This is a genomic window from Coleofasciculus sp. H7-2, from assembly GCF_042747725.1.
In the GTDB taxonomy this organism is placed as follows: domain Bacteria; phylum Cyanobacteriota; class Cyanobacteriia; order Cyanobacteriales; family FACHB-T130; genus FACHB-T130.
This window is the reverse complement of sequence record NZ_JBHZGO010000105.1, coordinates 124566-151462: the sequence shown is the minus strand read 5'-3', so window position 1 is coordinate 151462 and position 26897 is coordinate 124566. Positions and strand designations below refer to the sequence as shown.

19 protein-coding genes and 1 pseudogene are annotated in these 26897 nt (G+C 44.9%); 12 read left to right on the top strand and 8 right to left on the bottom strand.

Going from position 1 to position 26897, the window contains the following annotated elements; genetic code table 11:
• Positions 1-43 precede the first annotated feature (43 nt).
• The 4 genes from ACFW2W_RS22710 to ACFW2W_RS22695 form a co-directional block, all read right to left on the bottom strand.
• Entirely contained in the window at positions 44-901 is an 858-nt protein-coding gene (locus ACFW2W_RS22710; RefSeq protein ID WP_378183667.1) for an NgoMIV family type II restriction endonuclease, read from the bottom strand.
• Complete coding sequence (locus ACFW2W_RS22705) at positions 898-1953, bottom strand: DNA cytosine methyltransferase (protein ID WP_378184037.1); 1056 nt, start codon at positions 1951-1953, stop codon at positions 898-900. The genes ACFW2W_RS22710 and ACFW2W_RS22705 overlap by 4 nt, the downstream gene beginning before the upstream one ends.
• A 388-nt stretch (positions 1954-2341) precedes the next feature.
• Positions 2342-3928 (bottom strand): glycosyltransferase family 39 protein, encoded by a 1587-nt coding sequence (locus tag ACFW2W_RS22700; RefSeq protein ID WP_378183664.1) that lies wholly within the window; start codon positions 3926-3928, stop codon positions 2342-2344.
• Between the two features lie 504 nt (positions 3929-4432).
• Positions 4433-4579: a hypothetical protein gene (locus tag ACFW2W_RS22695; protein ID WP_378183661.1), complete on the bottom strand. Its 147-nt coding sequence runs from the start codon at positions 4577-4579 to the stop codon at positions 4433-4435.
• Between the two features lie 24 nt (positions 4580-4603).
• Here ACFW2W_RS22695 and ACFW2W_RS22690 point away from each other — a divergent pair.
• Positions 4604-5673, top strand: a protein-coding gene (locus ACFW2W_RS22690; RefSeq protein ID WP_378183658.1) for an ISKra4 family transposase whose coding sequence is annotated in 2 segments (ribosomal slippage) — positions 4604-4760 and positions 4760-5673 — 1071 coding nt in all. Because the reading frame shifts where the segments join, the coding sequence is not laid out codon by codon here.
• Here ACFW2W_RS22690 and ACFW2W_RS22685 read toward each other — a convergent pair.
• Positions 5670-10175 (bottom strand): ATP-binding protein, encoded by a 4506-nt coding sequence (locus ACFW2W_RS22685; protein WP_378183656.1) that lies wholly within the window; start codon positions 10173-10175, stop codon positions 5670-5672. The genes ACFW2W_RS22690 and ACFW2W_RS22685 overlap by 4 nt on opposite strands.
• 334 nt (positions 10176-10509) lie before the next feature.
• Positions 10510-11459, bottom strand: a pseudogene (locus tag ACFW2W_RS22680) (solute carrier family 23 protein).
• A gap of 105 nt (positions 11460-11564) precedes the next feature.
• On the opposite strand from ACFW2W_RS22680, the gene ACFW2W_RS22675 reads away from it, so the two are divergent.
• Complete coding sequence (locus ACFW2W_RS22675) at positions 11565-13181, top strand: dolichyl-phosphate-mannose--protein mannosyltransferase (protein ID WP_378183653.1); 1617 nt, start codon at positions 11565-11567, stop codon at positions 13179-13181.
• Positions 13182-13270: 89 nt separating this feature from the next.
• On the opposite strand, the gene trmB is transcribed toward ACFW2W_RS22675, so the two are convergent.
• The gene (gene trmB / locus ACFW2W_RS22670) at positions 13271-13906 is read right to left on the bottom strand and encodes a tRNA (guanosine(46)-N7)-methyltransferase TrmB (protein WP_378183650.1); all 636 of its coding nucleotides are present in this window, start codon (positions 13904-13906) and stop codon (positions 13271-13273) included.
• Between the two features lie 462 nt (positions 13907-14368).
• Here trmB and ACFW2W_RS22665 point away from each other — a divergent pair, with 462 nt between their 5' ends.
• The 4 genes from ACFW2W_RS22665 to ACFW2W_RS22650 all read left to right on the top strand — a co-directional run bounded on the left by ACFW2W_RS22665 (position 14369) and on the right by ACFW2W_RS22650 (position 17937).
• Positions 14369-15469 (top strand): metallophosphoesterase family protein, encoded by a 1101-nt coding sequence (locus tag ACFW2W_RS22665; protein ID WP_378183647.1) that lies wholly within the window; start codon positions 14369-14371, stop codon positions 15467-15469.
• Between the two features lie 142 nt (positions 15470-15611).
• A complete protein-coding gene (locus ACFW2W_RS22660; RefSeq protein WP_378183644.1) occupies positions 15612-15740 on the top strand; it encodes a hypothetical protein in 129 nt (42 codons plus the stop codon).
• Between the two features lie 521 nt (positions 15741-16261).
• Complete coding sequence (locus ACFW2W_RS22655; protein ID WP_378183642.1) at positions 16262-17020, top strand: acyltransferase; 759 nt, start codon at positions 16262-16264, stop codon at positions 17018-17020.
• A 122-nt stretch (positions 17021-17142) separates the two neighbouring features.
• Positions 17143-17937 (top strand): acyltransferase, encoded by a 795-nt coding sequence (locus tag ACFW2W_RS22650; protein WP_378183639.1) that lies wholly within the window; start codon positions 17143-17145, stop codon positions 17935-17937.
• 182 nt (positions 17938-18119) lie between these two features.
• Here ACFW2W_RS22650 and ACFW2W_RS22645 read toward each other — a convergent pair whose 3' ends face one another.
• Positions 18120-19370, bottom strand: coding sequence for an FIST N-terminal domain-containing protein (locus ACFW2W_RS22645; RefSeq protein ID WP_378183636.1), 1251 nt, complete (start codon positions 19368-19370; stop codon positions 18120-18122).
• Between the two features lie 411 nt (positions 19371-19781).
• Here ACFW2W_RS22645 and ACFW2W_RS22640 point away from each other — a divergent pair, with 411 nt between their 5' ends.
• From ACFW2W_RS22640 to hpsL, 6 genes are all read left to right on the top strand, one after another.
• On the top strand, positions 19782-20003 hold the full coding sequence (locus ACFW2W_RS22640; protein WP_378183633.1) for a Calvin cycle protein CP12: 222 nt from the start codon (positions 19782-19784) through the stop codon (positions 20001-20003).
• Between the two features lie 430 nt (positions 20004-20433).
• Entirely contained in the window at positions 20434-21033 is a 600-nt protein-coding gene (locus ACFW2W_RS22635; protein ID WP_378183630.1) for a DUF3177 family protein, read from the top strand.
• Positions 21034-21131: 98 nt separating this feature from the next.
• Positions 21132-21431 (top strand): hypothetical protein, encoded by a 300-nt coding sequence (locus ACFW2W_RS22630; protein ID WP_378183627.1) that lies wholly within the window; start codon positions 21132-21134, stop codon positions 21429-21431.
• Between the two features lie 152 nt (positions 21432-21583).
• Positions 21584-23557: an ATP-binding protein gene (locus ACFW2W_RS22625; RefSeq protein WP_378183624.1), complete on the top strand. Its 1974-nt coding sequence runs from the start codon at positions 21584-21586 to the stop codon at positions 23555-23557.
• A 73-nt stretch (positions 23558-23630) separates the two neighbouring features.
• The gene (gene glmM, locus ACFW2W_RS22620; RefSeq protein WP_378183621.1) at positions 23631-25094 is read left to right on the top strand and encodes a phosphoglucosamine mutase; all 1464 of its coding nucleotides are present in this window, start codon (positions 23631-23633) and stop codon (positions 25092-25094) included.
• A gap of 100 nt (positions 25095-25194) precedes the next feature.
• On the top strand, positions 25195-26874 hold the full coding sequence (hpsL, locus tag ACFW2W_RS22615; protein ID WP_378183617.1) for a hormogonium polysaccharide biosynthesis protein HpsL: 1680 nt from the start codon (positions 25195-25197) through the stop codon (positions 26872-26874).
• The last annotated feature ends 23 nt before the right edge of the window (positions 26875-26897 follow it).

Here is a 26897-nt window from a genome sequence, read left to right as displayed (position 1 = left end):
TCCTTGAGCTATTTTTAATGATTGCTCAACTATTGAAAATAATTCAAGTAGCAAGATCCAGAGGCAAATCGCTGATGTCTCTCAACCGCTTTCCCTCAACCATAATCCGCAACATTTCACCAGCATCCTCTAAATCCGCTTCCCTAACAGCAGCTATCAGCTCATAAAGGGCCAAATGGTAAACGCAATCTATGTCTCCTGTACCAAGTGCAATAGAGGCAATTCGACTTGGCAAAGGTTCAGCAGTTACTACAATAATATGAGGTAATTTACCTTTTCTGTTTCTGATTAGATTAAGAGCTTCTGTACGACAGTTTTGACTTCTGTCGCTGCGGATTGTCCATTTACAAGATATGCTAGCGTGTAGAATCGAAGCTCCACTATTCTTTTGTCTTAGAATGGCGTAAGTAACTGATTCGTCATCCACAAGGTCGGATATTTCATTAATTCGGTCATCCGGTTCTGGAACGCGAAACATCAAAATATCAGGCGTGATGGTATAGTCACTGCCTAAAGCTGCGGCAAGCGCTGGGTTAGACCTGGCTGCCTCATCAAGTACAACGAGATGGGCATATTGTTCAAATTGGGCTATAGACAATCTATCTCGACTGCTTATTTTTTTAATCCCCCATGTTCCAGGTCGAAGATTACCCAGTCTTCCGAAACAATTCTGGATAAATTCTAGAACTAAATCCTCAAATAATTTTCCAGAAGTTTGCCCTGCTACACGACCAATACTAACCTCTCCCTCCATTTTTCCAACAATACGTTTAGCAATATTTGAGCTTGCTTTACTGGAAGTGTCTGCAAAGTTTGGTACACCCTGACTATTAAAACGTATTAGCCCGACCAGCACATCTGCGTGAAACTTTTTTCTTGATTGAGAGAAATAAGCACTCATGCTGCGCTACCTTTCAAAGAGGCATCTAACATTTTCCAAATCATCTTAGCGATCGCTCCTGCTAGCGGTGGCGGCACAGCATTACCAATCTGCCTTGCAATTTCTACCTTGCTACCAAAAAAACGAAAATCATCTGGAAACCCCATCAATCTTGCAGCTTCCCTATGTGTAATTGGCCGATGCTTTTCTGGATGGAGATAGCGACCTTTTTCAGGCTTAAAAAATTCAGTGCGAATTGTTACTGAGGGTCTATCCCACCATAAGCGACCAAATAAATCTGTCCCTCCAGAAGTTTTCTTAATCCAGCAAGCAGGAGTTAATTCAGGTGCATTTTTTTGAAGGTCAAAACGATTGCCTCCTGGTGGAACCGCTTTATAACGTTGCAAACTTATTGGGGTTGGACTTCGCCCAAAGTGCAAATCAAGAGGTGGAGGAATTTGGCGAATTTGTGTTCCTTCTGGATCAGGTAAATCGCTGATAGCGTTACGCACCGTTAGCCAATTATTAGGGTGGGTAGGTGCTGGGGGAAAATGTGGAGCTGGAATGCATTTGTTATGACAACCAATAATGAAGGCACGTTTTCGCGTTTGTGGTACGCCATAATTTGCAGCATTTAAGATTCCAGAAAATACTTTAAACCCAATTTTTTTTGCCCGATTATTGATATAAGTAAACTCTATGGAACGCAAAAATTCTGGTACATTTTCTAGAATAAATACAGATGCCACAGAAGATTCTACGACATCCATGTATGGCTCCCAAAGGGCACGGCGATAGTCTCCCAGACGCTTTTTGTTCAGCAGGCTGAAGCCTTGACAGGGAAGACCCCCAATAACAACATCGGCTACCGGAATCTTAGGGTGTTTATCTAGCCAGTCTTCTACACGTGCTAACATCACATTTGTGCCAAAATTGGCATTGTAAGTTGCTATCGCAGCCTTATCGTTGTCTACCGCAAGGATACTTTCAAATCCGCCTCCAAATCTTTTATCTGTGAATCCAAGTGTCATCCCGCCTGCTCCTGAGAACAGGTCAATCAGGCGATATTTCATGGCTACTATTTTGTGCAACAGAAAGTATTGTAAACGATAGAGTTACAGTACTAGGGGCTGGGATGGAATGATGTACATCAATTCTGCGCCATCGGGTTTAGATTCTATAGAGGGAGCTAATTTCAACCAGTCATGGAAGCTAATTCCCAATTGCGCGATCGCTTGTACTTCTGTCTGATACGCTTCAAAACGGCGATTAGTTTCAATGTTGCTAAAAATTAAGCAGCGCGAACCGACAGGTCGGCGCTTCGCTATCGCGTCTTTTCCTTGTCATGCTACGCCGAAAAATGAAGACAGCAGGTGAGATGCTACCGATTTACAGCATCTATGGCAAAAGCGATCGCCATTCCATTTATTTAATTCTGCAATTAGGCTTGATAGCCGCTAGCTAGTTTTTTGCTTCCCAGAGTTCAAATTTGTAGCCTTTAAAAGCTATATCAAACTTATAACCCTGTTTTCTCTCAAGTTGTTCTCGCAAAGTATCTGATGAATCGAATAAAAATACCTCACTGAAACCATCAGCAGCTAGAAATGTTTTTGGTTTGTTCACCAACTGTAGCTGCACTTTCGGACTGAGCAGATGGCTAAGGGATAATACACTTCCGGGAATTTTAGTATCGCTAATCACAAGCGGATGAGAAGCTTGGTTAACGATGCGAGCCACTTGAGGATTATAAGTGTCCATAAATTTGTTCCACCATACCTCTGCTGGCGAACTGATTGCACAGGATAAGACTCCGCACGAAAGCAGAGCAACCATCACAAACTGCCACAGTTTCTGTTGCCGGATGGAATTAAAACTCCAAGTAATTTTACTAGCCAGGAGGTAAGCAACAGCTATCTGAATTCCTAAATAGGATGGGATTAGATATCGTGTTGCTGTGGATAGAAATCCCCCAGTCATTAAATCTCGTAGCATTAGGGGGATAACCGCCATCCCAGTAAAAGTCAAAATAAATAACCAAACTTTCACAGGGGTATGGCGATAGAGAAAATAGATTGAGTAACCAACCAAGATTAAAGTTAGAGGAATGGAAAAAGGGTCATCATAACCAATCGGATCGAACCAGTTACCACTAGGATCTATATCTAAGAAAATATTGCTAAGATTACGAGTCCACCATTTAACTAAAGTAAATAAATTGGGTGGTTTTGGAGCTGATGCTACTCTATCAATGATGCGATCGCTACTGAAAACAACCAAAACCCAGGGTACAAAGGTTAAACTAGCCGCTATTGCTGCAAGCAAATAAGCAATAAAAGCTTTATTTTCTCGACGTATTCTAGTTAAAATGACATAAATCCCATGACCAATTAAAGTCAGCCCAAAAAACAAGTTTGAATAGAGTCCCAACGCCGCAGTAACTGCATAAATCACCCAACTTAGCTTAGTTTTAACCCGGATAGCTCGCAGCAACGCTGCACTCGATAGCAAGACTGTCACCGTCCACAAACTATACTGCCGCGCTTCCTGGGCGTACAGTACGTGTAAGGGTGAAATAGCGATGATAGCGATCGCTATCCATCCCGTCAGCGACGACTCAAATAATTCTCGGCACAGCCAATAAATGCAAGGGAATGCTAGCAAACTAATTAGGGCACCCAAACTTCTTGTCACTGCCACCGAACTGCCAAAGCACTGCACCCAAAATCGCGCTATCACGTAATATAGCGGCGGATGTTCTGGGTATTGCGCCAGCACCTGTATGGTATCGATTAAGTCTTTTTCTGAATTGGGGCGCTGATACTTTTGCAAGTCTTCGACACTGATTACACGACCATCGAAAAGTTGCTGTTGTACTTCTGGTTTGGAATAGCCAGAAATTCGCATTGAGGTAAAAGCTTCATCGTGTTGGTAGACTTTCCGATCTAAATTTGCAAATCGAAAAAATATCCCTAAAATTAGTACGATAATAACTAAAAATCGTATATTCTTTTGATTAGCCTCTGCACGCTTTTCAGAATCACGAACCATCTAATTGTGTAAATAAAATTCAAGCTTTCCGTAAAAACACGTAACTTGTGTAAATTGGTTTCTTTCTCGTTTTGTAGATAAAAGTCAGAGAATTAAATAAAAGTACCTAGCTTTCTAATAGTGCTTTCGCTATATCCTAAGCAATCCCTAAGGAAGAATACTGACTCTAAAGAGAATCTTTACTGAATCTTTACAGAAGATCCATCTTTTCCTGGCAAATAACAAAGATTTTGTGAAGTGATATCTAAACTACAGACAGGTAAGTGATTTAGTTGTATGTAATCAAATTTATCTTTGATTTAATCACAGTAATATTACGGTTTAGCTCTGAAAAAGTGGAAGTTTGATAGTGTTTAACTGAAGATGCTGGTAGTTTTACGGATAGACCGACCCTAGAGCAACGGATGCGCCGCTTCGCGTCTACAGAAAGGCGTTAGGGTTAGCGAATATATTGCGCGTTGCGCGATCGCTCTTACGTCATTCCCATTTCGCCATCAACGCCAGCTAATTTCCATCAAGGATGAGACAAGCGATCGCTTTGGTGAGATTAATTGATATCAAATCTGAGTAGTAGATGACACTGGGAGCATCCCAGTTTTTATTCTTCCGATAAATAAAAATTAAAAGTGAGATGGTAGAGGTGTAATCCATGCGATCGTTTTGATGGGAACCGCAATGACTAAAGAAGAAAGCCAACTTTTAATCGAACATACTCGTGCGATCGCTAAAATCCTCTACAAAAACGCCCCCATCAACGAACTAACAAGCTTAGGGAAGATCGAAGAAGTAGTACGCAGTCAAATGCAGCAACATTTCATGCCAGAAGTAGGGGTTTTTTTATCGAAAATGTCACAGGAGAAAACACAGGACACTTTCGAGTTGTAAAAAGTATCATCGGGAAACTGCCAATTACGAGTTCTCAAGCACAAAACCTGGAACTTAAACCCCATAGTCAGTTAAGCCCATATTTAGAAGCATGTTGTTTAAGAGCGAGCGCTTCGGTATCATACCAACGTGCAGCAGAAGATGTAAAATATGCCACGGGGATAGAAGTCCCCAAAAGTGTGCAACAGCGACTGGTACATCGTCAAAATTTTGAATTCCCAGAAGCACAATCAACGGTTGAGGAATTGAGTGTTGATGGAGGAAATATCCGTATCCGCACACCTATCGGTAAACCATGTGACTGGAAAGGTTACAAAGCAGTCCGCTTACACAACTTACAAGCTATGGCAGCTTCATTTCAAGAAAATAATCTTGTAATTGATTGGGTCAACAACCAACCCTTGGCTTCTATTCTCACATGTATTGGAGACGGACATGATGGCATTTGGAACATTATCCGCGAGTTTATGCCCTCTCAAGAGCGCCGTGAAATACTTGATTGGTTTCATTTAATGGAAAATCTCTATAAGGTTGGTGGTTCAATGCAGAGAATACACACTGCCAAGGAGTTTCTCTGGAAAGGAAAAGTTGATGATGCGATCGCCTGCTTTGCTGACTGCAAGCTTAAGCAAGGTGAAAATTTCTGTGCTTATCTTGAGAAACATCGACACCGTATAATTAATTATCAGTATTATCAAGCAGAGCAAATTTGCTCCATTGGTTCTGGTGCGATTGAATCTACTGTTAAACAGATTGACCGTCGAACTAAAATTTCTGGGGCACAATGGAACATTGAGAATGTTCATCAAGTCCTTGCTCACCGCTGCGCTTATCTTAATGGATTAATCTTTGCTCGCTAAATAAAAAGTGGGATGCTCCCGTTTTCTAATTTGTTATAGAGTCGGGCATTTTCCAGCGCGATCGCAGCCTGTCCCGATAACAGTCGCAATATTTCCACCCGCTTCAGTGTAAAAGCGCCAGCAGTTAAATTGTTTTCCAGATAAACCAGAGCAATTAATTTCCCTTGGTAGATAATGGGCGTACACAAAAGAGATTTTGGTTGGTGTTGAGTAATGTAGGGATCGGTGTTAAATATTTCCTCTCGACTAGCATCATTTAAAATGACATCTTTCTGAGTTCTAGTGACGTAATTAAGTACCGAGACAGGCAATTGCCTAGAAGTTGATACTGGTAATTGCAGCACTCGGACTTCATCTTTAGTCGCCACCGCTTCTATGACAAATTGACCTTCTTTTGATAGGATAAGCGCACCAGTTTCAGCGCCAGCGTTTTCTATCAATATTTTCATTAATTTGTCAAGCAAGTCAGACAGAACAATTTCGCCAGAAATGGCAACAGAGGCTTTCATTACAGTTGCCAAGTCTAGCAACCCTGTTTGACCGCCTGTAGTGGTCAAACAGGCAATTGTCATCGTATGGTCGAAAGGGGTTTCGGTAACAACAGGCGATCGCGTAATTAATTGTGGGTATTTTTCTTCTAAATGCTTGACTTTAGCTAAAGCGCCCCAATGGATATAAGCATAGTAAGCATTCGTCATGTAGGTTTTGGCAATGGTTTCTTTACCCCATGACAGATAAAATTTAGCAGCGAGTTCGTGAGCTAGGGCTTCTTCGTTGATATACTCGTTTTCTTTGGCAAGAGCGATCGCCTTGTCGTACATCTCGATTGCCTCTATTTTTTCCCCTAAAACACGATACCTTTCTGCCTCTACTAAATAGAATTTGTGCAGATGATTCATTGGGGCATGATGCGCCCATTTCTGCATCTTTTCTTGATTAGCTTGGACGCGATCGAGAATGTCCTGTTGCTCTGACTGTGAATTATCGGCGTACACTGCCAACTGCACCAGAGAATCGTAGAAATAGAAGATAGCAACAACTATCTGCCCTTTAAGTGCGCTAAAATAATTTTCTAAATGGGTAATATTTTCCAGCGATTGTAAATAATTTTCAAACCAATAACCCAATATAATTTTGTGCAAATGTATACGTTGAAGTGCTACTTGGTCATTAGTTCGCAGGTGAATCGGTAGCATTTCCTCCTCGTTATAAGCGTCACCCTGCAATAGATAGGGATTATCATTTATCCCTGTCATATTTAAGACAACTTGCCAAATAATTTTGAGATAATTGAGTGCTGTTTCATTTTTAATTTTTCTAAGGGAATCTGTGAAGGTTGCCATTTCTCGCTCCAGTTGAACGAGTTGCTTACCAACATAATAGGAGTGATAGCAGTACACCTCCAGACCATAGCCTGCATATTCTAAATCTCCGGTTTCCAAACCGCTAGAGTAAGTTAAACGCAAAGATTCTAAGGTATTCTTCAGGTGTTCTTGCCAATGCCGGACAAAAGTATTGACCGCAAAGAGTGCTTTAGCTTCAAATTCTTTAGCATGCAATTTTGAAACAAGATTCAAAGCTAACTGACCAAATTGATATCCCCGCTCGATATCTACTACCCCACACAGAACTAAACCATAGTTAGAGTAAGCTAAAGTAGACACAGAAGCGTTTCCATATTGGACAGATAAATTGACCTGTTTACAAATCAGTAAGGGTAACAATTCCGGTGCAGTAATGTAGGCACAAGCAAATATGCGTGACAGAAGCCTCAAAGCTGCTAGTTTATCAGGGTCTGTCATTGGAGGTAAGTTGATTAAGTCCGAGGGTTCCTTACCACTGCAAATTGAAGCAGTTTCCTCTAATGCTCGCCCAATATCTGAGGAACTCACTTTTTGGGGAAATCCCATTCCCAATAGCTTTAAGACTTCTAGCGCCGTATTAACTGCTTCTAGCGGCTTGTTTTGAGAGGCATAAGCTTGAATCTGGACTTCATAAACTTTCACTTTGTCCAGTAGCGTTTTAGCGCGGTTTTGCACTACCTCAACGAATCTCTGCATTGCGTCAAAATCACCACTCAGAAATGCTGCCTCTGCTGCTTCCTCATGCAGTGGTAATGTCAGTTCATAGCGATCCCAGCTATCTACCCCCAGAAGACATAAACCCACTTGCAAATATTTGACTGCGGAATCGTGCGCTGTTGCTGCCTTGGCTCTCTGACCGGCAATAAGATTAAGTTCAGCTAGTTCATATTTTTCTTTTTCAGTTGTAAGTAAATCAGTCCCATAATTGAGTTGGTTGACTAGAGCGAAGATATTTTCTTTTCGTTCTTCAGGCGTTGTATTTTGCAGCAGTAATTGACCAATTTTTAGGTGCGTTGCTTTCTTCTCCTCATCAGGAATTAGAGAATAAGCTGCTTGCTGGACGCGGTCATGTAAAAACTTGTAGTCAACCTTGACATCCGTTAAACTAATCCCTCCCGATTCCTCCTGAGTAAATGCTAGGGGAATTTTATATTCATTACTTAGGGGTAAAATCAAACCTGCCTGAAGTGCAGACCACAACTGTACGGCAGTAACTAAGGCGGATTCTTCATTGACAACGCTCAAGACTTCTAAATTAAAAGTGTTGCCAATACAAGCAGCTAGTTTTAATACTTTCTGCGTCTCATCCGGCAGTTTGCGAATATTTCTGGCAATCAACTCGACAACATTATAATCGGTGATGCCAATCGCCTGAATTTGCTCAATATTCCACTGCCACTCACCTGAGTGTAAGTCATAACCCAGCAAATCTTCCTGGTAAAGTGTTTTGAGCAGTTGAGTTAAGAAAAACGGATTTCCCTGAGTTTTGTTGAAAAGTAACTCCGCTAGCGGTTTTGACTGAACAGATTCATTTAAAGTATCGGCGATAAATTCTTCGACATTAACCAGTTGTAAAGGTTCAAGTAAAATATCATTCACCGTCGCACCCGTTTGTCGAATCTTGTCAACCGTTTGAATTGTCGGATGCGTGGGAAAAACTTCGTTATCTCGATACGCCCCAATCAGCAATAGATATTTGCTATCGGTCATCAGCAGTTCGATCAATTTCAGCGATGCCGAATCTGCCCACTGCAAGTCATCCAGAAAGACAACTAACGGATGTTCTTTAGTTGTAAATACACCAATAAATTGTTTAAATAACCGACTGAAACGGTTTTGCGATTCAGTTGCCCCAAGTTCCGGAACGGGCGGCTGTTTGCCGAGAATCAGTTCGACTTCGGGAATCACGTCTGTGATGACTTGCCCGTTAACGCCTAAAGCAGCTAAGAGTTTCTCTTTCCAAATTTGAATTTCTGCTTCGCCTTCGGTCAGCAGTTGCAGAGTTAAGGATTGGAATGCTTGAATCAGGGAAGCATAAGGAATATTTCGCTTAAACTGATCGAATTTACCCGCAATAAAATATCCCCGTTGCCGGACAATGGGTTTGTGAACTTCATTGACTAAAACAGTTTTACCAATTCCGGAATAACCGGAAATAAGCATCATTTCTCCCGTCCCATCAGAGACGCGCTCAAAAGTAGTTAGCAGGGTAGCAACTTCCACCTCACGACCATAAATTTTTTGAGGTATTAATAATTGACCTGCTTTGTCAGCACTGCCGGGAATAAAGTCAGAAATCGTTCCGGTAGTCTGTAGCTTCATCAGACATATTTCTAAGTCAAACTTTAAACCATCTGCACTTTGATAGCGGTCTTCAGCATTTTTAGCTAATAATTTCATTACAATATTGGAAATTGCTTCTGGAATTTCCGAATCTAGTTGATGAGGTGGCAGTGGCATTTTAGCGATATGGCTGTGTACCAATTCCAGCGGTTCGGTAGCATTAAAAGGCAATTCACCTGTGAGCATTTCATAAAAGGTGACGCCTAGAGAATAGAAGTCGGTACGGTAGTCAAGCGACCGATTCATTCTCCCGGTTTGTTCCGGTGACATATAGGCGAGGGTGCCTTCCAGTAAGGTGGGGTTGCCAAGCGTTTGATTTTCTCTTTCTAGGCGCGATGCAATGCTGAAATCGATGATTTTAACTTGCCTTGTCTCTGGGTTAATGAGGATATTGTGAGGTTTGATATCTTTATGAATAATTTGGTAGGAATGCAGTTGAGCAAGCGTGGATGCTAGCTGAATGGCTATGTTTAGAAATTCGCTTAATTCTAAAGAGCGATCGCTAATATAATTTTTTAGAGAGATTGCCCCAAAATCTGACAAGATAAGTGCTAGACCGTTATGATAATTTTCTAGCGCTATGGGCTTGACAATTCCTTCTATATTTACTAGCGTTTCTAAGATTTTATATTCATGTTTTAATCGGGTTAGCTCTTCCAGGGTGGGATACTCGGCTTTGAGCGCTTTAACGATCGCTGAAGTTTCATCCAACTGCCTGGAAGCACGATAAATAACAGTATTGATGCCTTCATGTAGGGCTTCAACAAGTTCGTAACCGGGAAGGGTAAGAATCATTTTTGTAAGAACGATGGGTAGCGTCAACTGGGCATGAATTTAGGGGAATCCCTAAAAGTAAGGATAATTCGCCGCTTGATTTATAGTTCCCAGACATCCCAACAAATTCTCTAAGCCTAAATAAAGCTCAATATTCAGACATACAAGTTAGCATTTCCCAGCACCCGGCTTGATGACGCAAGCGCTTGGATAAGATTAACCACAAAGGCACAAAGGCACTAAGGAAACACGAAGTTCTTGATCTTGGTGTCTTAGTGCCTTTGTGGTTCAAAAAAGCATTTTTTTGCGAAGAGATTTAGAAATGGAGTTCCTTCTAGTTTCTGACTCCTTACTTTTACATAGCAGGGTTTACAGCCATAAATACAAATCTCAGCACAAATACTCCAGCCAAAATCCACACGGATAAACTGATTTCATGTGCTTTACCTTGAAACGTTTTTATCAGTGGATAAGTAATAAAACCAATTGACAAACCTTCGGCAATTGAGTAGGTCAAAGGCATCAGGAGAATGGTCAAAAATGAGGGAATTGATTCGGCGGGATCGTCCCAACGAATTAGACGAACATTTCCCGCCATCAAGACGCCAACAACTAGCAGTGCGGGTGCTGTAGCAAAGGCGGGAATTGCTGCCAACAAAGGGATAAAAAATATCGACAAAGTAAATAAGGCGGCGACGACAACGGCAGTAAACCCGGTGCGTCCCCCTTCCGAGACACCAGCGGCTGACTCAATGTAGGTAGTGACGGTGGAAGTTCCCAGAATTGCCCCCACGGTGGTTCCCACGGCGTCTGCCATCAGCGCTTCACTAGCGCGGCGCAGTTCCCCATTTTCATCAATTTAGCCTGCCTGGGTGCCGACACCGGCGAGGGTGCCGATGGTGTCGAAGAGAGCGATGAACAGAAAGACAAAGGTGACGGTGATTAAATTCCAGATGTTGGTTTGGTTAATCTGACTCAACCCCTGGAAAGCTTGACCGAGCAAATCTCCGGACCACTGGAAATCGCCGTTGCGATCGCCAACTCCCCAAATAAATCCTGCGGTTGTTCCAGAAAAATGGCATTTGACAAAATCCCCGGATTGACTGCCAGAATATATGCCATTGTCATAAACGTGGTCACGCCTGCCAACACTTCGGTGCGAAAGTTGGTTTGGAATTCCTCAAATTTAAAAAATCGGGCGAACTGACTTTTTCTGCGCTTCGCTATCGCACCTTGCCACCCCTTTGGCGGGGGAGAAGATCCGCGACTCGCAACGACTTCGTTGCTCAACTCATCCTCGTTCATTTTTTTGTCTGACACGCACTCTACTCAGAGTAAAGTTTTATTGAGAAATTTTTGGGATGATGCTACACAGTTTGGAAATGCCTTGAAGCGTTTGAGCGGATTTCTATGTTCTTGTTTAACAAACGTTCTATCAGCCAACGGTGGTTCTGGATTGGGATGGCTGGCGTATTCTTGGTTTCGCTTGCCCTGCGCTTTTGGGGGCTGGAACGATTTAATGCTTTGGTGTTTGACGAAGTTTACTATGCGAAGTTTGCCAACAACTATTTAACCCGGACTCCCTTTTTTGATGGGCATCCCCCTTTGAGTAAGTACATCATCGCCGTGGGGATATGGATAGGCGATCGCTTGCCGTTTGGGAAAGATACGATGAACGGGCTGACGGGTTCTCTGCATTCCCCTTGGAGTTACCGTTGGCTAAATGCGCTGACTGGCTCATTTATTCCCTTAGTGCTGGGGGGAATAGCCTATCAACTAACTTATCGGCGCAGCTATGCGTTAATCGCTGCTATCTTTGCCGCCGCCGATGGTTTATTCCTGGTAGAGTCGCGCTATGCCCTGAATAACGTTTATCTAGTGATTTTTGGACTGCTGGGGCAGTGGTTTTTCCTATTAGGACTCGCTAATCAAGCCATGCGGCGCTGGTTTTGGCTAGCGCTAGCCGGTATTTTTTTCGGGGCGTCAGTGGCTATCAAGTGGAATGGCTTGTGGTTTCTGTTAGGGGCATACTTTATGTGGGGTTTTGCCTGGGCGATGCAATGGGTGCAACAGGCAATCGGCAAAGGAAGCAAAGGAAGCAAAGGAGCAGAGGAGCAGAGGAGATTTTTTCCTGACTCCTCACTCCTAACTCCTGACTCCTCAGTCCTCAGCCCTCAGCCCTCAGTCCTCACTCCTAACTCCTCAGCCCTCAGTCCTAACTCCTCACTCCTCACTCTGACACCGTTGCAAAACCTGACACAGCTGAATTTACTGCACGTTTTAGTAAATTTAGCAATCATCCCATTCCTGTTTTACGCCGTTATTTGGATTCCTCACATTCAACTCAACCCAGAATTTGGATTTTGGGAGGTGCAAAGGCAAATTCTGGCATATCACCAACGGGTAGGTGATGGCCCTAAAATTCATCCTTACTGCTCCCGATGGTACACCTGGCTGTTGATGCTGCGCCCGGTGGCGTACTTTTACCAAACGGCTCAAAATACGAGTGCGACGGTACCCGAATTCCCGCCTTTGCCGAAAGGGATAGGTAACGTGATTTACGATGTTCACGCGATGGGGAACCCAGTTCTGTGGTGGCTTTCAACGGTGGCAATTTTACTGCTGCTGTTTTTGCTAGCTCAACACTTCTTGACTGGGAAAGGGTGGAAATTTACCCCAAGCGCCTCAACTTGGATTGCTTTGTACTTGGTTCTGAATTGGCTAGCGAATGTGCTGCCTTGGGTGCGGGTGACTCGCTGCACGTTTTTGTACCATTACATGGGGGCGTCTGTGTTTGCGGGGTTGGCACTTGCCTGGATTGTCGATGGCTGGCTGCAAAGTCCGGCGCGTCAGTTAAGAGCGATCGCCCTGACGGTAATTTTTACGATCTTGGCAGCTTTTGTGTTCTGGATGCCAATCTATTTAGGTTTGCCCTTATCTCTAAGGGATTATCAAATCTTGATACCGCGCTTCAATGTTCGGTATTTGCCGTCTTGGTTGCGCCAGTGGGTGCCCAATTGGGTTTAGGAAAGTTTTGAGGGTTGAGGGATGAGTTTTGAAAATTCCCTAGTTTTCACATCATTAATCTCACCATTAAAATACTCAACCCTCAAAATTCAACTTCTGATAAATAAAGCGCGATAAACGGGTTCCCCGCGAGAAAGGGTAGTGATTTCGCGTTCGGTTGGCACTGGCAGGGGATTAGTGTCTAACCAGGCGTCACCTCCCTGCCTTTGGAAGGCTGGGGAAGAGGAGAAGCGATCGCGCATTTCCACTGCGATCACCTCAACATCTGACTGAACAAAAACCACTCCTCTACTAACCAGGTACTTTGCCAGAACTTCTAGCATTTCTGGCTGCACCACTCGGCGTTTGGCGTGTCGATTTTTAAACCACGGATCGGGAAATTGAATTGTGACGCGCTGCAAGCCACCAACTGGCAAGGAACTCAAAATAGGATTTAATGAGTTATTGGCATTACAAAATAAGTAGTGAAGATTTTCTAATTGCGCCTGCCGTTTCCATTCATTGGCTTCCTCTACCAACGTTTCTCGAATTTCTAAACCTAGATAATTCCAATTGGGTTCTACAGTCGCCATCTTCAACAAAAACCGCCCCTTAGCGCAACCAATATCTAAATGCAGCGGCTTTGTCGGATCGGCATAAATTTTCTGCCAGTCGGGAGGATTTACCGGCGTTTGATACTTGGAGGAAAGTGGATTAACGTGTTGGCGAACTCGGACGGGTGACAAAATGAAACTCCTTTTTTGGATGTTAGCGATTCAGTAGGTAAATATCATTCAACACAAAGTTTTTACCTCTCCCTAACCCTCTCCTACTCTTAAGCAGGAACAGGAAGATTTTAGCCTCCGGAGCGAATTTCACCCCCTTCCCTACCAGGGAAGCTACCGTGTACGCACAAGTCTTTTTGAACTTGCCAATCCCGTTTTGATCCCCCCAACCCCCCTTAAAAAGGGGGGCAATCAAGCCAAAGTCCCTCTTTTTAAGGGGGATTTAGGGGGATCAATCACGTTTTGCTACTTAATGAAAGATATGTGTACACGGTAAAGCAGGGAAGGGGGTTGGGGGGTTAGGTTTTGATGCGAACTTGGCGATTCCCTGACTGATTCGCCTGCGTAAGAGAATGTAGCAAAGGTTATGATCGACGGGGATCGCTATTATTACATTCCCGCATCCACTTTCGCGTTGGCGCTATGAGTCTCAATTTTCGTTTTGCTATCATCAGCGACTTACACATCGCACTTCCTAACACGATTACGGATCATCCCAGCCGTTTTCACATGGTAGAAGTCAGTATCCCAGCATTGGAGATTGTACTGAGACATCTGGAACAACTCAACTTAGATTTTCTGTTGATACCGGGAGACTTAACGCAGGATGGGGAACCAGAAAATCATGCTTGGCTGCAAAAACGCCTCTTGAAGCTACCTTTCCCAGCCTACGTGGTGCCGGGGAATCATGATGTACCCAGTTTACTACCCACTGATAGCACTATTGGACTCCAAGAGTTTCCCCACTATTACCAACAGTTTGGCTACGAGAATCCAGAGCGTCTGTATTACACGAGTCAAATTTTACCCGGAGTGCGTTTAATTGGGCTGAATTCCAATAATTTTAGCGATCGCGGGAAACAGGTAGGACGTTTGGATGATGCTCAGTTGGTATGGCTGCAAGAACGGCTCAAAGAGGTTGATGACGAGTTGGTGATGGTGATGGTGCATCACAACGTCGTCGAGCATCTACCCGGACAATCTAGCCACCAGCTAGGGCGTCGGTATATGTTGGAGAATGCGCCAGTGCTGTTGCAAATGCTCCGGGAGGCGGGGGTAAATCTAATTTTTACAGGGCATTTGCATATTCAGGATATTGCTAGCGATCGCGGTGTTTATGACATCACCACAGGTTCTCTAGTTAGCTATCCTCATCCCTACCGCATCTTGAACTTCCGCACCGATAACCAAGGCAGAAAATCCTTGCAGATTGAGTCGCATCGGGTGGAATCTGTCCCCCATTTCCCGACGCTGCCACAGTTCTCACGAGATTGGATGGGCGATCGCTCTCTTCCTTTCATGCTCAAGTTGCTGACTGAGCCACCCTTAAATATTCCGATGGCAGAGGCAGAGGGACTCGCTCCCAATTTGCGCTATTTCTGGGCAGATGTTGCCAATGGGGATGCTTTATTTGATTTCTCCCACTTCCCCCCAGTCGCAAAGCGCTATTTCGAGTCATTTGGCGCGATCGCTCCCGATGGCACCCCCGCCCTCATCGACAATTACACAACTTTATCTCTATAACCTAATTCACCAGCTCTTTGATCTACCCTTAGTAAGATGCTGTTCAATCTTTACCTTCAGTAGCGTGTCAGCTAAAGTGTCATAACATTGCTTAAGCTTATTTTCAGTCTAGATATAAGTCTCTAAATCCACGCTCTACATCGTGACCTTAGCAGTAGACCAACGAAACTGGATAGAAGAAAGTCGTCATAGCCATCGCGGAAGTGCCATGTTGTTTGCGCCGATGGTGGAATTCAACGTGATGGCTGAAGTTGGAGATACCCCGCCCTAGTTTAGTCACAGCGATTTAGAGGCGATGCCAAACGAGTGGGCGATCGCATTGGAAAATAACTAAGTCGATTTTCCTGCTTTTCCTAGAATTTATGCAGGTGCAACTGAAAACTCTGCCTGCTCATAGTAACTATCTTTAAAGCCAAATCTTTAGGCTTTTAAGATCCTTTGACTTGCACAAATTAGAAACTAATTCTAGCAAAAGTCTGTTGTATCTATTACCATCACTTTTGGCATGACTGTGATTAGTAGAACTCCAGCTTTTTCTAGGATCTCGGCTTCAATCGCTAGCGTAGGTTAATGACTTGAAATCAAAGACAACGTTCATTTGGTTAAGCCGCACTGATTTTGCTCGAAAGATAGTTACTCCCACAAATCATCAAGTATTAGTTTTAGGACTTACACAAAGCTTATACATATAGCGTTTTGTAGGGGCAATCCCCTTGTGGTTGCCCTCAGATGTGGTGATGTTGCGTAAGTACTGAGTTTTAGTTAAGAAGATGATTTTGGAGTGCATTTGCCATGAGTATCGACATAAGTGCTGAAAAACCTCAATCCTCAGTACAAAAATCTCAAGTACCTTCACGTTGGTCGCGGATAAAAGAATCTGTATTGATGACCTTAATCGGGGGGATTCGACGACCTCTGGGGACGATGCTGCGGAGACTACTATACCCCACTATTTTGGGTCGGGTAGGCAAATCTCTATACATTCAAACTGGGGTTGAACTTCTCGGTGCTAGTTGTATTGAAATCGGAAACAATGTCAAACTTCTTCGAGACGTTCGCCTCAACGCTTGCGGTCAAAACAGTAAGATTTCTCTGGGAGATTTAGTCTGCTTCGATCGCGGTGTTGATATTAATGTTACCGAACGAGGTAACTGTCATATTGAGATTGGTGAACGCACACATATTTCTCCCTATACCTGTTTAGGTGGCCCCGGTAATATCAAAATCGGCAAATTCTGTTTAATCGCATCACACGTAGGAATTTATGCCAACAATCATAACTTTGCAGATCCTACAGTTTATATATGGAAGCAAGGAGTCACTTGCAAAGGAATTACCATCGAAGATGACTGTTGGCTAGGCACTGGAGTAAAAGTGCTTGATGGAGTCAAGATTGGTCGGGGAAGTATCATCGGCGCAGGCGCAGTCGTAACCAAAGATATTCCCTCTTACTCAGTTGCCGTGGGTGTGCCTGCTAGAGTCATTTCTCAGCGAAATACTATTAGCAAACCTTCAGCAAAACAGGTGGATGTTCAAGTTACAGACTTCTAAAACTCTAATCATGTCGAAGACTGTATTGAGCCAGCCATACTACTTTCGCGCGAAAAGTTTATTCCTGCTAAAAATAATTCGATATCAGGTAAAAAAAAAGTCAGCTTTGGAGGGAAATAGTAATGAGCCTTGAAAATAACCTTTATCCTTCACAGTGGAATCGCCGAAAAGAATCTTTAGTAATTACATTACTTGGATGGGTTCCCTTATCGCTAGGTTTAGTGTTGCGAAACCATCTGTATGGCACTATTTTAGGGCGAATAGGCACCTCTGTTTTGATTCAACCGGGTGTAGAATTGATCCGTGCTTGTTGTATTGAAATTGGGGATAAAACCAAAATTTATCGCGGTACTCTCTTACAAAGTTATGACCAGGAGAGTCAGATTAGGATTGGAGATCAGGTATATCTAGGACAGAATGTTTATCTATATGCTGGGGGAAAAAGCAGTACAATTTGTCTAAGAAATCGAGTACGCCTCGATCGAGGCGTAGATATCAAAGTTTTAGAAGACGGCTATATTGAGCTTGAAGAAAATACTTACGTTGGCCCATACACTTGTATATCTGGGCAGAAAATAAAAATTGGTAAAGACTGTTTAATTGCATCCCATGTCAGCATTTATGCTAGCAATCATAACTTTGAAGATACCACACGCCCAATGATCAGCCAAGGCTACAACTGCAAGGGAATTACGATCGAAGATGACTGTTGGTTGGGTAGTAAAGTAACAGTAGTAGATGGAGTCACGATTGGTAAGGGCAGTGTCATCGGTGCAGGCGCAGTTGTAACCAAAGATATTCCCTCTTACTCGGTGGCAGTGGGTGTGCCTGCGAAGGTTATTTCGAGGCGAAATGGGATTGCTGATAATTCAGCAAAAGTTGGAGTTCTTCAACCAAGAGACTTCCCTAGAGTCTAGGACAATTTTGTTTGATTGGTATCGCAGATAATTGGGGAACTGGTAATCGGTCAGAAGAGGGATGAGTGTTAAGTTTTGAGGTTGAATAAAATTCTTTAATTCAAAATTTAAAACTATACGCTTGAGCAAGGATCAAAACTCCAAACTTTTTCTCAATTCCCAATTATCTGAAATGCATCATTTTAAGCTTGGCGACAGATACCAAAGACTGAGGTGTAGCCATGTAGAAAAGTGCTGCCTGCCACGGGGCCGATTTCACCATTACAGAAGAAGCCAGCCAGTGGGATGTCTTTTAGATAGCGACGGAATAGCTCGGAGTCAAAGTTGGGCTGCCCATAAAGCCCTTCTCCTCGCCCCAAACAGGAGAACATCAAGGCACCGGCAGATGGAGAATCGTTGGGTGCCTGTTTTTGATAACGCTGGAGGAGGAGTTCCAGGTCTTCTGCGGAGGTGCGGGCGTCTCGGAGGTGGAATTGCATGCGCTGACCGGGGCGGACGCGATCGCCAATTGCGATCGCCCCCACTCTGGGATCTACCCCTAGTAAGTTGCGGATCAGAAAATCTCCCGGCTCCAGGTTTAACTTAAATTCATCCCGCACCAAGCCCACAAACAGCGAATGCTGTGCCAACTGTCGGTCTGCCTCGCTCAAATTCTCGATTAAATCCTGTAAGACTTCCAGAGGCGTCCCAGATTTCCCGCCACAGTCATTCACATCGGCACTATCCTCTTGGGGAGTCAGTTCCAGAAGAATATTCCGTTCTCCTTTCGCGATCCTATAAGGCTTCCCAATCGGGCGACAGCCCTGTGCCACAATTGTTTCCAGTACAATATTGCCACTTAAAGCGACGCCAACCGTTCCTTCACGGTAGAGCTGGTAGTTACAAAACAAACCCGTGTTGCTGCCCAAACTGCCAGCGCTAGCCAGTCCCCCCACTTTCACCGACCCTGGATAAGCAAAATCCAGTCCTTGAAGTAAGTCATTAATCTTGGAAGAGAAAGGATCGGCTAACAAGATGAACTGGGGTTCATCAGCGGGTGATACGCCAATCAGGTCTACCCAATTATCCGGTGAGCTATCCAGGTCGGGCAGAGCATCGCTAGAAATCTCAAAAGCGCGAACATTGACTCCAGGCAGATGAACTAAGCTGAGGCTTAATGCTGGTTCTCGTTCGACTTCTTGCACTTCGTCTTGCGAATTCATGCCAATGATGCCGCCGCCACCACAGCCAATCAGCGCTTTGATATTAAGTCGTTCCTGCAACAATGGCATCAGCCGCGAATATTCACTCGCATAGGCAGACGAGATGAACACCAGCCCCAAATCAGCCGGTGCCTGCAACGCCAGAGTCGTGCGTTCAACCACTTCCGCGACTGCCGCTTCCAAAGACGGACGGGTTGATAAGGCGTTCGTCCACTTGATCTGGTTAGCCATAGGGATTACACAAAAATGCGCTTTTGTAAGCCAATGCTCTTGGGTCGATTGGCAGGGTATCAAAGCATTATTATTACCCTAACACTCGCAAGGCACAGGTTGTAGAGTCCCATCACTTCAACACTAGGGGAGGAGTTGGCGAGTGGCAGTAGCACCTTAACATTAGTTAATATGGTGAAGATAACCATAGATTAGCCGGTTAAGTGTATACTGGCACCTCGGTGAGTCAGAAACGACCAAATCTTAAAAGATAAAGATCGATCCTGTTCAGGTGCTGTCTGTTGCTGATATGACAAACAAAGAATGACTGAAACTTAGAGTCAGCAAGCAGAACACCTGATTTGAGATTGCCGATAACGGTCGAAATTCACCAGGTTTCCTGAATTAAAACAAGAAACGGGGACGAGAATTATGAGCAACATCCAAGACCAAATTGAACAAGAGCGCGACCAAGCCCGGTCTGTCTGCGATATCAAGGGCGCAGGCTCCGGTGAGTGTGCTGCTGCCTGGGATGCCGTTGAAGAATTGCAAGCAGAAGCATCCCATCAGCGGGAAACCAAGCCGAAGAATTCTCTGGAGCGGTATTGTGACGCTAATCCAGGGGCAGATGAGTGCCGGGTCTACGAAGAATAAACTTAACTCGGTGCTAAATGCCACCAGTCGGAGCTGGAGTTCGCCGCACAAATTCACCGGATAAATTTCCGGCACTTACAAGCAACAAGAACCTGATTGAAGTCGTTCGAGTTGCTTGTTTTTTCGCTTTGTGTAGCTATCTATACCAATATTTGTGGCGATCGCTCTGAAGCTGCTTCTCGCGTAACCCAAAAGCAATCGGGAAACGAATCAAAGCTCCCCTTCCCCCACAAGTGAAAAAGAAGCAGTTTTTGATCGGGAAAGTAAAAATAAGGGGAAAACAGAGAAAAAACCTTCCCTTGAAAACCCCTCCCCTCGCGTGTAGGGAACTGTTGCAGACAATTAGAGCAACGAGATTAGTTGAGTAGCAGTCGCACCTAGACAGTTAAAATGAGTGGGTAAAAATTCCCCTTTCTGCCATACACAGCCAATGGACAATGACAACCTCTGGTTTCGACCGTTAGTTTGGATGGACTACCGACTAGCGCTACTATTTACTGTTATCATTCCGCTGATTCTGCTGATCTGGGCTTTTATCCAGAAAGCCGATGCAATGGTGCGCTTGTTAATCATCTACTGGCGGGTTTCTAGTCTGCTGGCGATTACAATTTACCTGATGATTGCTGGATGGCCTATTTCCTATGTGTCTTCTTTCTTTGCCCGCCTGTTGATTCCCATATCCCTCTGGTTTTGGGTGGATATCAACGATGAAATTGACGATCAATCGCTGCGTCCTCTCAAGCTAGCGCTAACAGCGTGGCGTTGGGCTGTCAGTGTTTATCTAACATTGGGCGCTTTAGCTTTCCTTCCTTTCCTGTCTTGTGCATTTTCCCCAGGAGCGATTCAGAAACCATTTTGTAACGTTTGGTTAGAAGCACCTAGAATGTACAAACAGTATTTTCATCCCAGTTATACACCCCAATTTTTAGGCTTTTTAGCGATGGTGGGATTAGTGATTTACGTACTTTACTTGAGTTATTTTGTCCTGATCCGGCTGGGCAAAGAGGGACGCTCGGCTATGGAACAGTAAAAATAATTAAAAATTAAAAATTAAAAAAGCCTTCAATTTTTAATTTTTAATTTTGCCTTTTTAATTGTTTCTCTCTAACACCTTAGACTCTACACGATATGAGTAATGCTGTTGGGCAGCGTCTAGAGCAATACACCGCCAAGCGCCCTCATGAAGTCCTGATTGTCACGGTTGAAATTGCCGGTGAAGAAGACAAAATTGCCATTTTTAAAGGATATTCTAGTTCTTTGATGCGCCCAACAGCGTTCGATCCGGATGTGCCGGTGCTGCCAGACGGGGCAACGATTATCTCTATTGATAGAGTACTTTCCCCTTACAATCCGGAAGCTCCCGATTATATAGAACAAGGATTGACTTGGGAAACAATCCAACCCTTGTTGTTAGAGGTGGGAGTTTAGGTCAACCAGTTAGTTGAGCTTTGCGAAAGCTAAGGAAGTGGGCAAGAAATAAACATTAGCGGCTTAGAGCAGACAAAATCTAATATTTGTATATTGTTAGATTAAGGATTTCTAGGGAAACTATTATTGAGTATCCCACTAAAATTTCGACCATGCCATCTCCAGATCCTGGCTTTACCCCACACGATCGGGTCATCGCTGCTAAGTCTGAGTCACAAAGCCAATTCAGTCCCCCAGAACTTTCCTCCAACTGGGTAAACCGACGGCTCCATCGTGTCAGTATCCGCAAGAAAATTGGCTTTGGATATGCCCTAACTCTTGCTGTGGCGATTGTAGGAACCACCATAGGACGTACAGTAGGAGATTATTACTATGAAGCCCAAGCTAAGGAGAAGCTAGAGAGGGCACACGACGAAACACTTCTTTTCAATGAATTGAGGTTTAACGTACTAGAGGCACGAAATCACCAGCAACAATTTATTTCTTTAATATCGCAACCAGAGGTATTTAGGAAACACTATGCTCACTTTGTTAAGCATAAAGCGGAGGTTGAGAATCGGCTATCTGAAATCAGAGCTTTAGCAGATAGCACTAATCGCCAGGATTTGAAGCAATTTCTTCAAAATAACCAGAATCAGGTAGAAAGCTATTTTCAGCAAGTAGAAGCTCTGATTAAAAGAATTAACGGGTCTAATTTAAAACCACAGGAGGTTTCAGCCGCACAACAGGTACTGATCGCTTTTACGAATAACAAAGTGGCTACCGAGTTTGACAACTTTTCAGAAGACGTAGAAATTTTAATTCAAACGGTTCGCAAGGCAGAAGAAGAAGCGTATGAGAGTCTAGAAGAGGCAGAAAATCTAGGAACCCAGGTGATGATCGCTGCCATACTACTGTCGAGCGCGATCGCTACCGTTATCGCCATTTATACCAGTCGCGCGATCGCTTATCCTATTGAAGCGGTTACTAAAGTAGCGACTCAAGCTACTGAGGAAGCTAATTTTGACCTGCAAGCTCCTGTCCTCACTCAAGATGAAGTTGGAGTATTAGCGATTTCCTTCAACAACCTCATTCAACGAGTTGCAAACTATACTCAAGAATTGGAGTTAGCTCGCCAGACTTTGGAAAGACGGGTAGCAGAACGGACTGAAGAACTTGAGGGCAAAAATGAGCAGCTAGAAGCAGCTCGCGCTCATTTGCAAGAACTGAATGCTGAGTTAGTGTCTCAAGCTGCCGAACTCAGCCATACTTTGCACGATCTCCAGCAAACTCAAGCTCGTTTGATTCAAACGGAAAAAATGTCTAGTTTGGGTCAAATGGTAGCAGGAGTGGCTCATGAAATTAATAATCCAGTTAACTTTATCTACGGCAACCTGAGTCACGTCAGCGAGTATACACAGGATTTATTTAATCTTATCGATCTTTACCAGCAACATTATCCCAACAGCGCCCCGGAAATCCAAGCTCAAATTAAAGCATTTGACCTGGAATTTGTCGCTAATGATTTGCCGAAAATACTATCTTCAATGAAGATGGGAACTGACCGCATCCGTCAAATCGTGCTGTCTTTGCGGAATTTCTCTCGCCTAGACGAAGCGGAAATGAAACCTGTTGATATTCATGAAGGAATTGACAGCACTTTATTGATTCTCAACCATCGACTTAAACGCGGAATTGAAGTTATCAAACAATATGGAGATTTGCCTTTAGTTGAGTGTTATCCAGCGCAACTCAACCAGGTATTTATGAATATCTTGAGCAATGCGATTGACGCCTTGCTAGATCAAAACCAGCAACCCAGTCCGCAGATTTTGATTCAGACGGAAATAGAGACAGAAAATACCGGGTCTGTAAGGGTGCGGATTGGGGATAACGGCCCCGGTATTCCTCCGGATATTCAAAACAAACTGTTCGACCCTTTTTTCACTACTAAGCCTGCGGGAAAAGGCACCGGGCTAGGACTGGCAATTTGCGCCCAAATTATGGAAAAGCATCAAGGCAAAATCGAGGTCAATTCGCAGATGGGAAGGGGAACCGAGTTTGCACTGGTCTTGCCGAGCAAACATCCGAGCGCGATCGCACTCAGTAGCCGCCTCGACCTAGAGCAAGCCAACGGCAGACCCTAAGAGAGGTTTGGGTTATTCCGGAAGGTGCTATCCTCCACTGTAAGTGTGTTGTGTGTGGAGTGTTTGAATAAATATGGTTTCATCCCCAAGCCGTCCTCAGCTGTTTAGTCCTGCGACTGAGGCAGAGCAACCAGGCATCCGGAGCGGTATTAATCCTGCTTCTAGTTTCCTCTCTTTGCCAACGACTCCTCTGTTTGGCACCGATGGCATTCGCGGAAAAGCTGGAGAATTGCTGAGTGCCTCCCTAGCCTTGCAAGTGGGTTTTTGGGCAGGTCAAGTGCTGCGGGCATCGGCAACCACCTCAGGGCCGGTGATTTTAGGGCAGGATTCCAGAAACTCCAGCGATATGTTGGCAATGGCGCTTGCCGCTGGTTTAACGTCAGCGGGTCTGGAAGTGTGGAATCTAGGGCTATGCCCGACTCCCTGCGTGGCTCATCTCACCAGCGCCTCCCAAGCCGTGGGCGGGGTGATGATCTCTGCCAGCCACAATCCGCCAGAAGATAACGGAATCAAGTTTTTTGGCTCGGATGGTACGAAGCTTCCCCCCGCATTGCAGCAGGAGATTGAAGCGGCTTTAAGAGGAAGGGCGAATTTCGCCACGTTGGATGGTAGCTGGGGACAGCATTATCATCGACCGGAGTTAGTGGCAAATTATGTGGACTTGCTTAAGCGATCGCTAGCACCAGGGATCGGGCTACAAGGCTTGCGAGTCGTGCTGGATCTCGCTTGGGGCGCGGCGGTTCATCTAGCACCAGCGGTATTTCAAGAGATGGGGGCAGAAGTAATCTGCTTGCACTCTAGTCCCGATGGATCTCGCATCAATGTCAATTGCGGTTCCACTCACCTCGGTTCTCTCCAGTCAGCCGTCAAACAGCACGGTGCAGATTTAGGTTTTGCTTTTGATGGAGATGCCGACCGAGTGATGGCAGTCGATGCCCAAGGTCGCGTCGTTGACGGTGACTATATCCTCTATTTTTGGGGCAACACCCTGCGGCAAGCGGGGCAGTTGCCTGGGGATTTGATCGTGGCGACAGTTATGGCGAATTTGGGCTTTGAACGCGCCTGGAAACAGCTAGGCGGTTCTTTCGTGCGGACAGCCGTCGGCGATCAATACGTACAGGCGGAAATGCTGCGGACTGGAGGAAAGCTGGGCGGCGAGCAATCGGGACATATTCTCTGCCACCATTACAGTCTCACCGGAGATGGCTTGCTGACCGCTTTACATATAGCGGCGCTTGTGCATACCACCGGGCAATCCCTCGCCGAACTGATCGATGGAAGCTTTCAGACTTATCCACAGCTGCTGCGGAATGTGCGGGTGGAAGACCGGGAAAAGAGACGGCGCTGGCAAGAGTGCGATGCCGTGACAAATGCGATCGCTCAAGCAGAAGCGGCAATGGGAGACCAGGGAAGAATTTTAGTTCGCGCCTCTGGCACCGAACCCGTCATCCGAGTTATGGTGGAAGCCGCCAGTGCCCACCTAACAAATTACTGGACAGAACAGCTGGTTCTCGCAGTCGAGCAACATCTGGCGTGATTTTGATTTGAGATTTGAGATGGGTGGATGCGATCGCCAATCCACGCATCTCAAATCAGGTGTGCCAAAATCGATGGGTACTGGCTGCTCAAGCTCCCCCATGCCGAAATCAAAGCTAAAATCCAAAAAGTCCAAAAATTCAAAACAGCAGCCTGAGACGCCAACCCTAAGTCTTAAGGAGCAGTTAGCCCAAAAGCGCCAGGCGCAGCAGGCGCGAAAAGAATTCACTCAATTTGCCTTTGCCAGCGTGGGGATTGCCGCCGTCCTTGCTATCTTCCTGTTTCTCGCCGCTGGACCAAAAGCAGCCTTCGCCTCTTTAGCAATTCCGGCTCTGGGGTTTTCCTACAAATATCCCCGCACAGCGCTATGGGCGTTCCTTCTCTACCTACCGATTAATGGCACCGTCACCTACTGGATTGGCGGCGGAAATGTGGTGTTCCAGCTGGCTAAAGATGGAATCTATATTCCCGCAGTGATTGCCCTGGTAAAGGACTGCCAACGGAAAAAGCTGCCCATCCTAATTTCCAAAGATATCAAGCCGAGCTTGTACATTCTGTTGGTCTTTTCTGGGCTTACGCTACTGTTTGTTAACGGCTTCCTACAATTTTCGGGAGGTAGGTCGGGACAACCATTTTTGCAGGGGATTTTGGGTCTCAAAGTTTTTCTGGGGTACATTCCCTTGGCTTTTTGTGCCTACTACCTGATTCGGACAAAAAAGGAATTGCTCTTCCTGACGCGAATGCATCTGGTTCTCGCCATCATCTGCTGTATCCTTGGCTTTATTCAGTACTGGATGCTGACCAGCGGTAGGTGTGCTGGAACCAGAGGACTGGTCGCTGATGCTTTGTTTAAGGCAACCCTGGATGCCAAGTGTTTTGTCGGTGGCGCTTTGGTTTACAGTCCAGAAGTCGGGATGATTCGCTTACCAGGTACGTTTGTATCCCCCTGGCACTGGGCATGGTTCCTGATTGCCAACGCCTTTTTTACCTTTGCAACTGCCTTTTGCGACCCCTCGTTTTTCTGGCGGATTGGCGGTTTGGTAGGTATGGCACTCGTCTTTGCTAATGCGGTGATCTCCGGTCAAAGAATTGCCCTGTCGCTGGTTCCTGTCGTCTTCGTGCTGCTGCTCGTGCTTACAGGTCAAGTGGCGAACCTCAAACGGTTTATCCCCGTTGGAGTCGGGCTAGGTCTGGTGATAGGAATCGCCGCTGCCGCCAATCCAGCTTTAATTCAGGAACGGGTCGATAGTTTTGTCAGCCGCTGGAATGCTTCACCCCCCCAAGCATTTATCGTTGATCAATTTAATTGGGCGGTCAAGAAACAGCGGGGATTTTTGGGACGCGGTTTGGGAACTGCTACCAATTCCACCCGAATTTTTGGTGATGCAGCGCTGGTTGAAACTTACTATCCCAAGGTTCTATACGAAATTGGCCCGTTAGGCACGCTGGCGTTCTTAGTTTTTGTGACTTGCTTGACAGCGATTACTTTCAAGATTTACCGCTCGGTAAAAGATAAGAGTTTACGCAGTTTTGGTGCCAGTTTTTGGGTTTTAGTTTTAGTCCTGAGTTACAACACTTACTGGTACCCACTGGATACAGATGTGGCAATTTATTACTGGTTTTTTGCCGGTGTTATTTTTAGATTGCCAGTAATAGACGAGCAGGAACAGGAGAAGCGATTAGCAGAGGAAGAAAATGAGGCTCAAACTAAAAAGAAAGGACGCCGCAAATCATCAGGAAGGCGTACTGTCGGCAAAACAAGCCCGGTACCTGCCACATAATTAAGGCAGCGATCGCTCAGCAC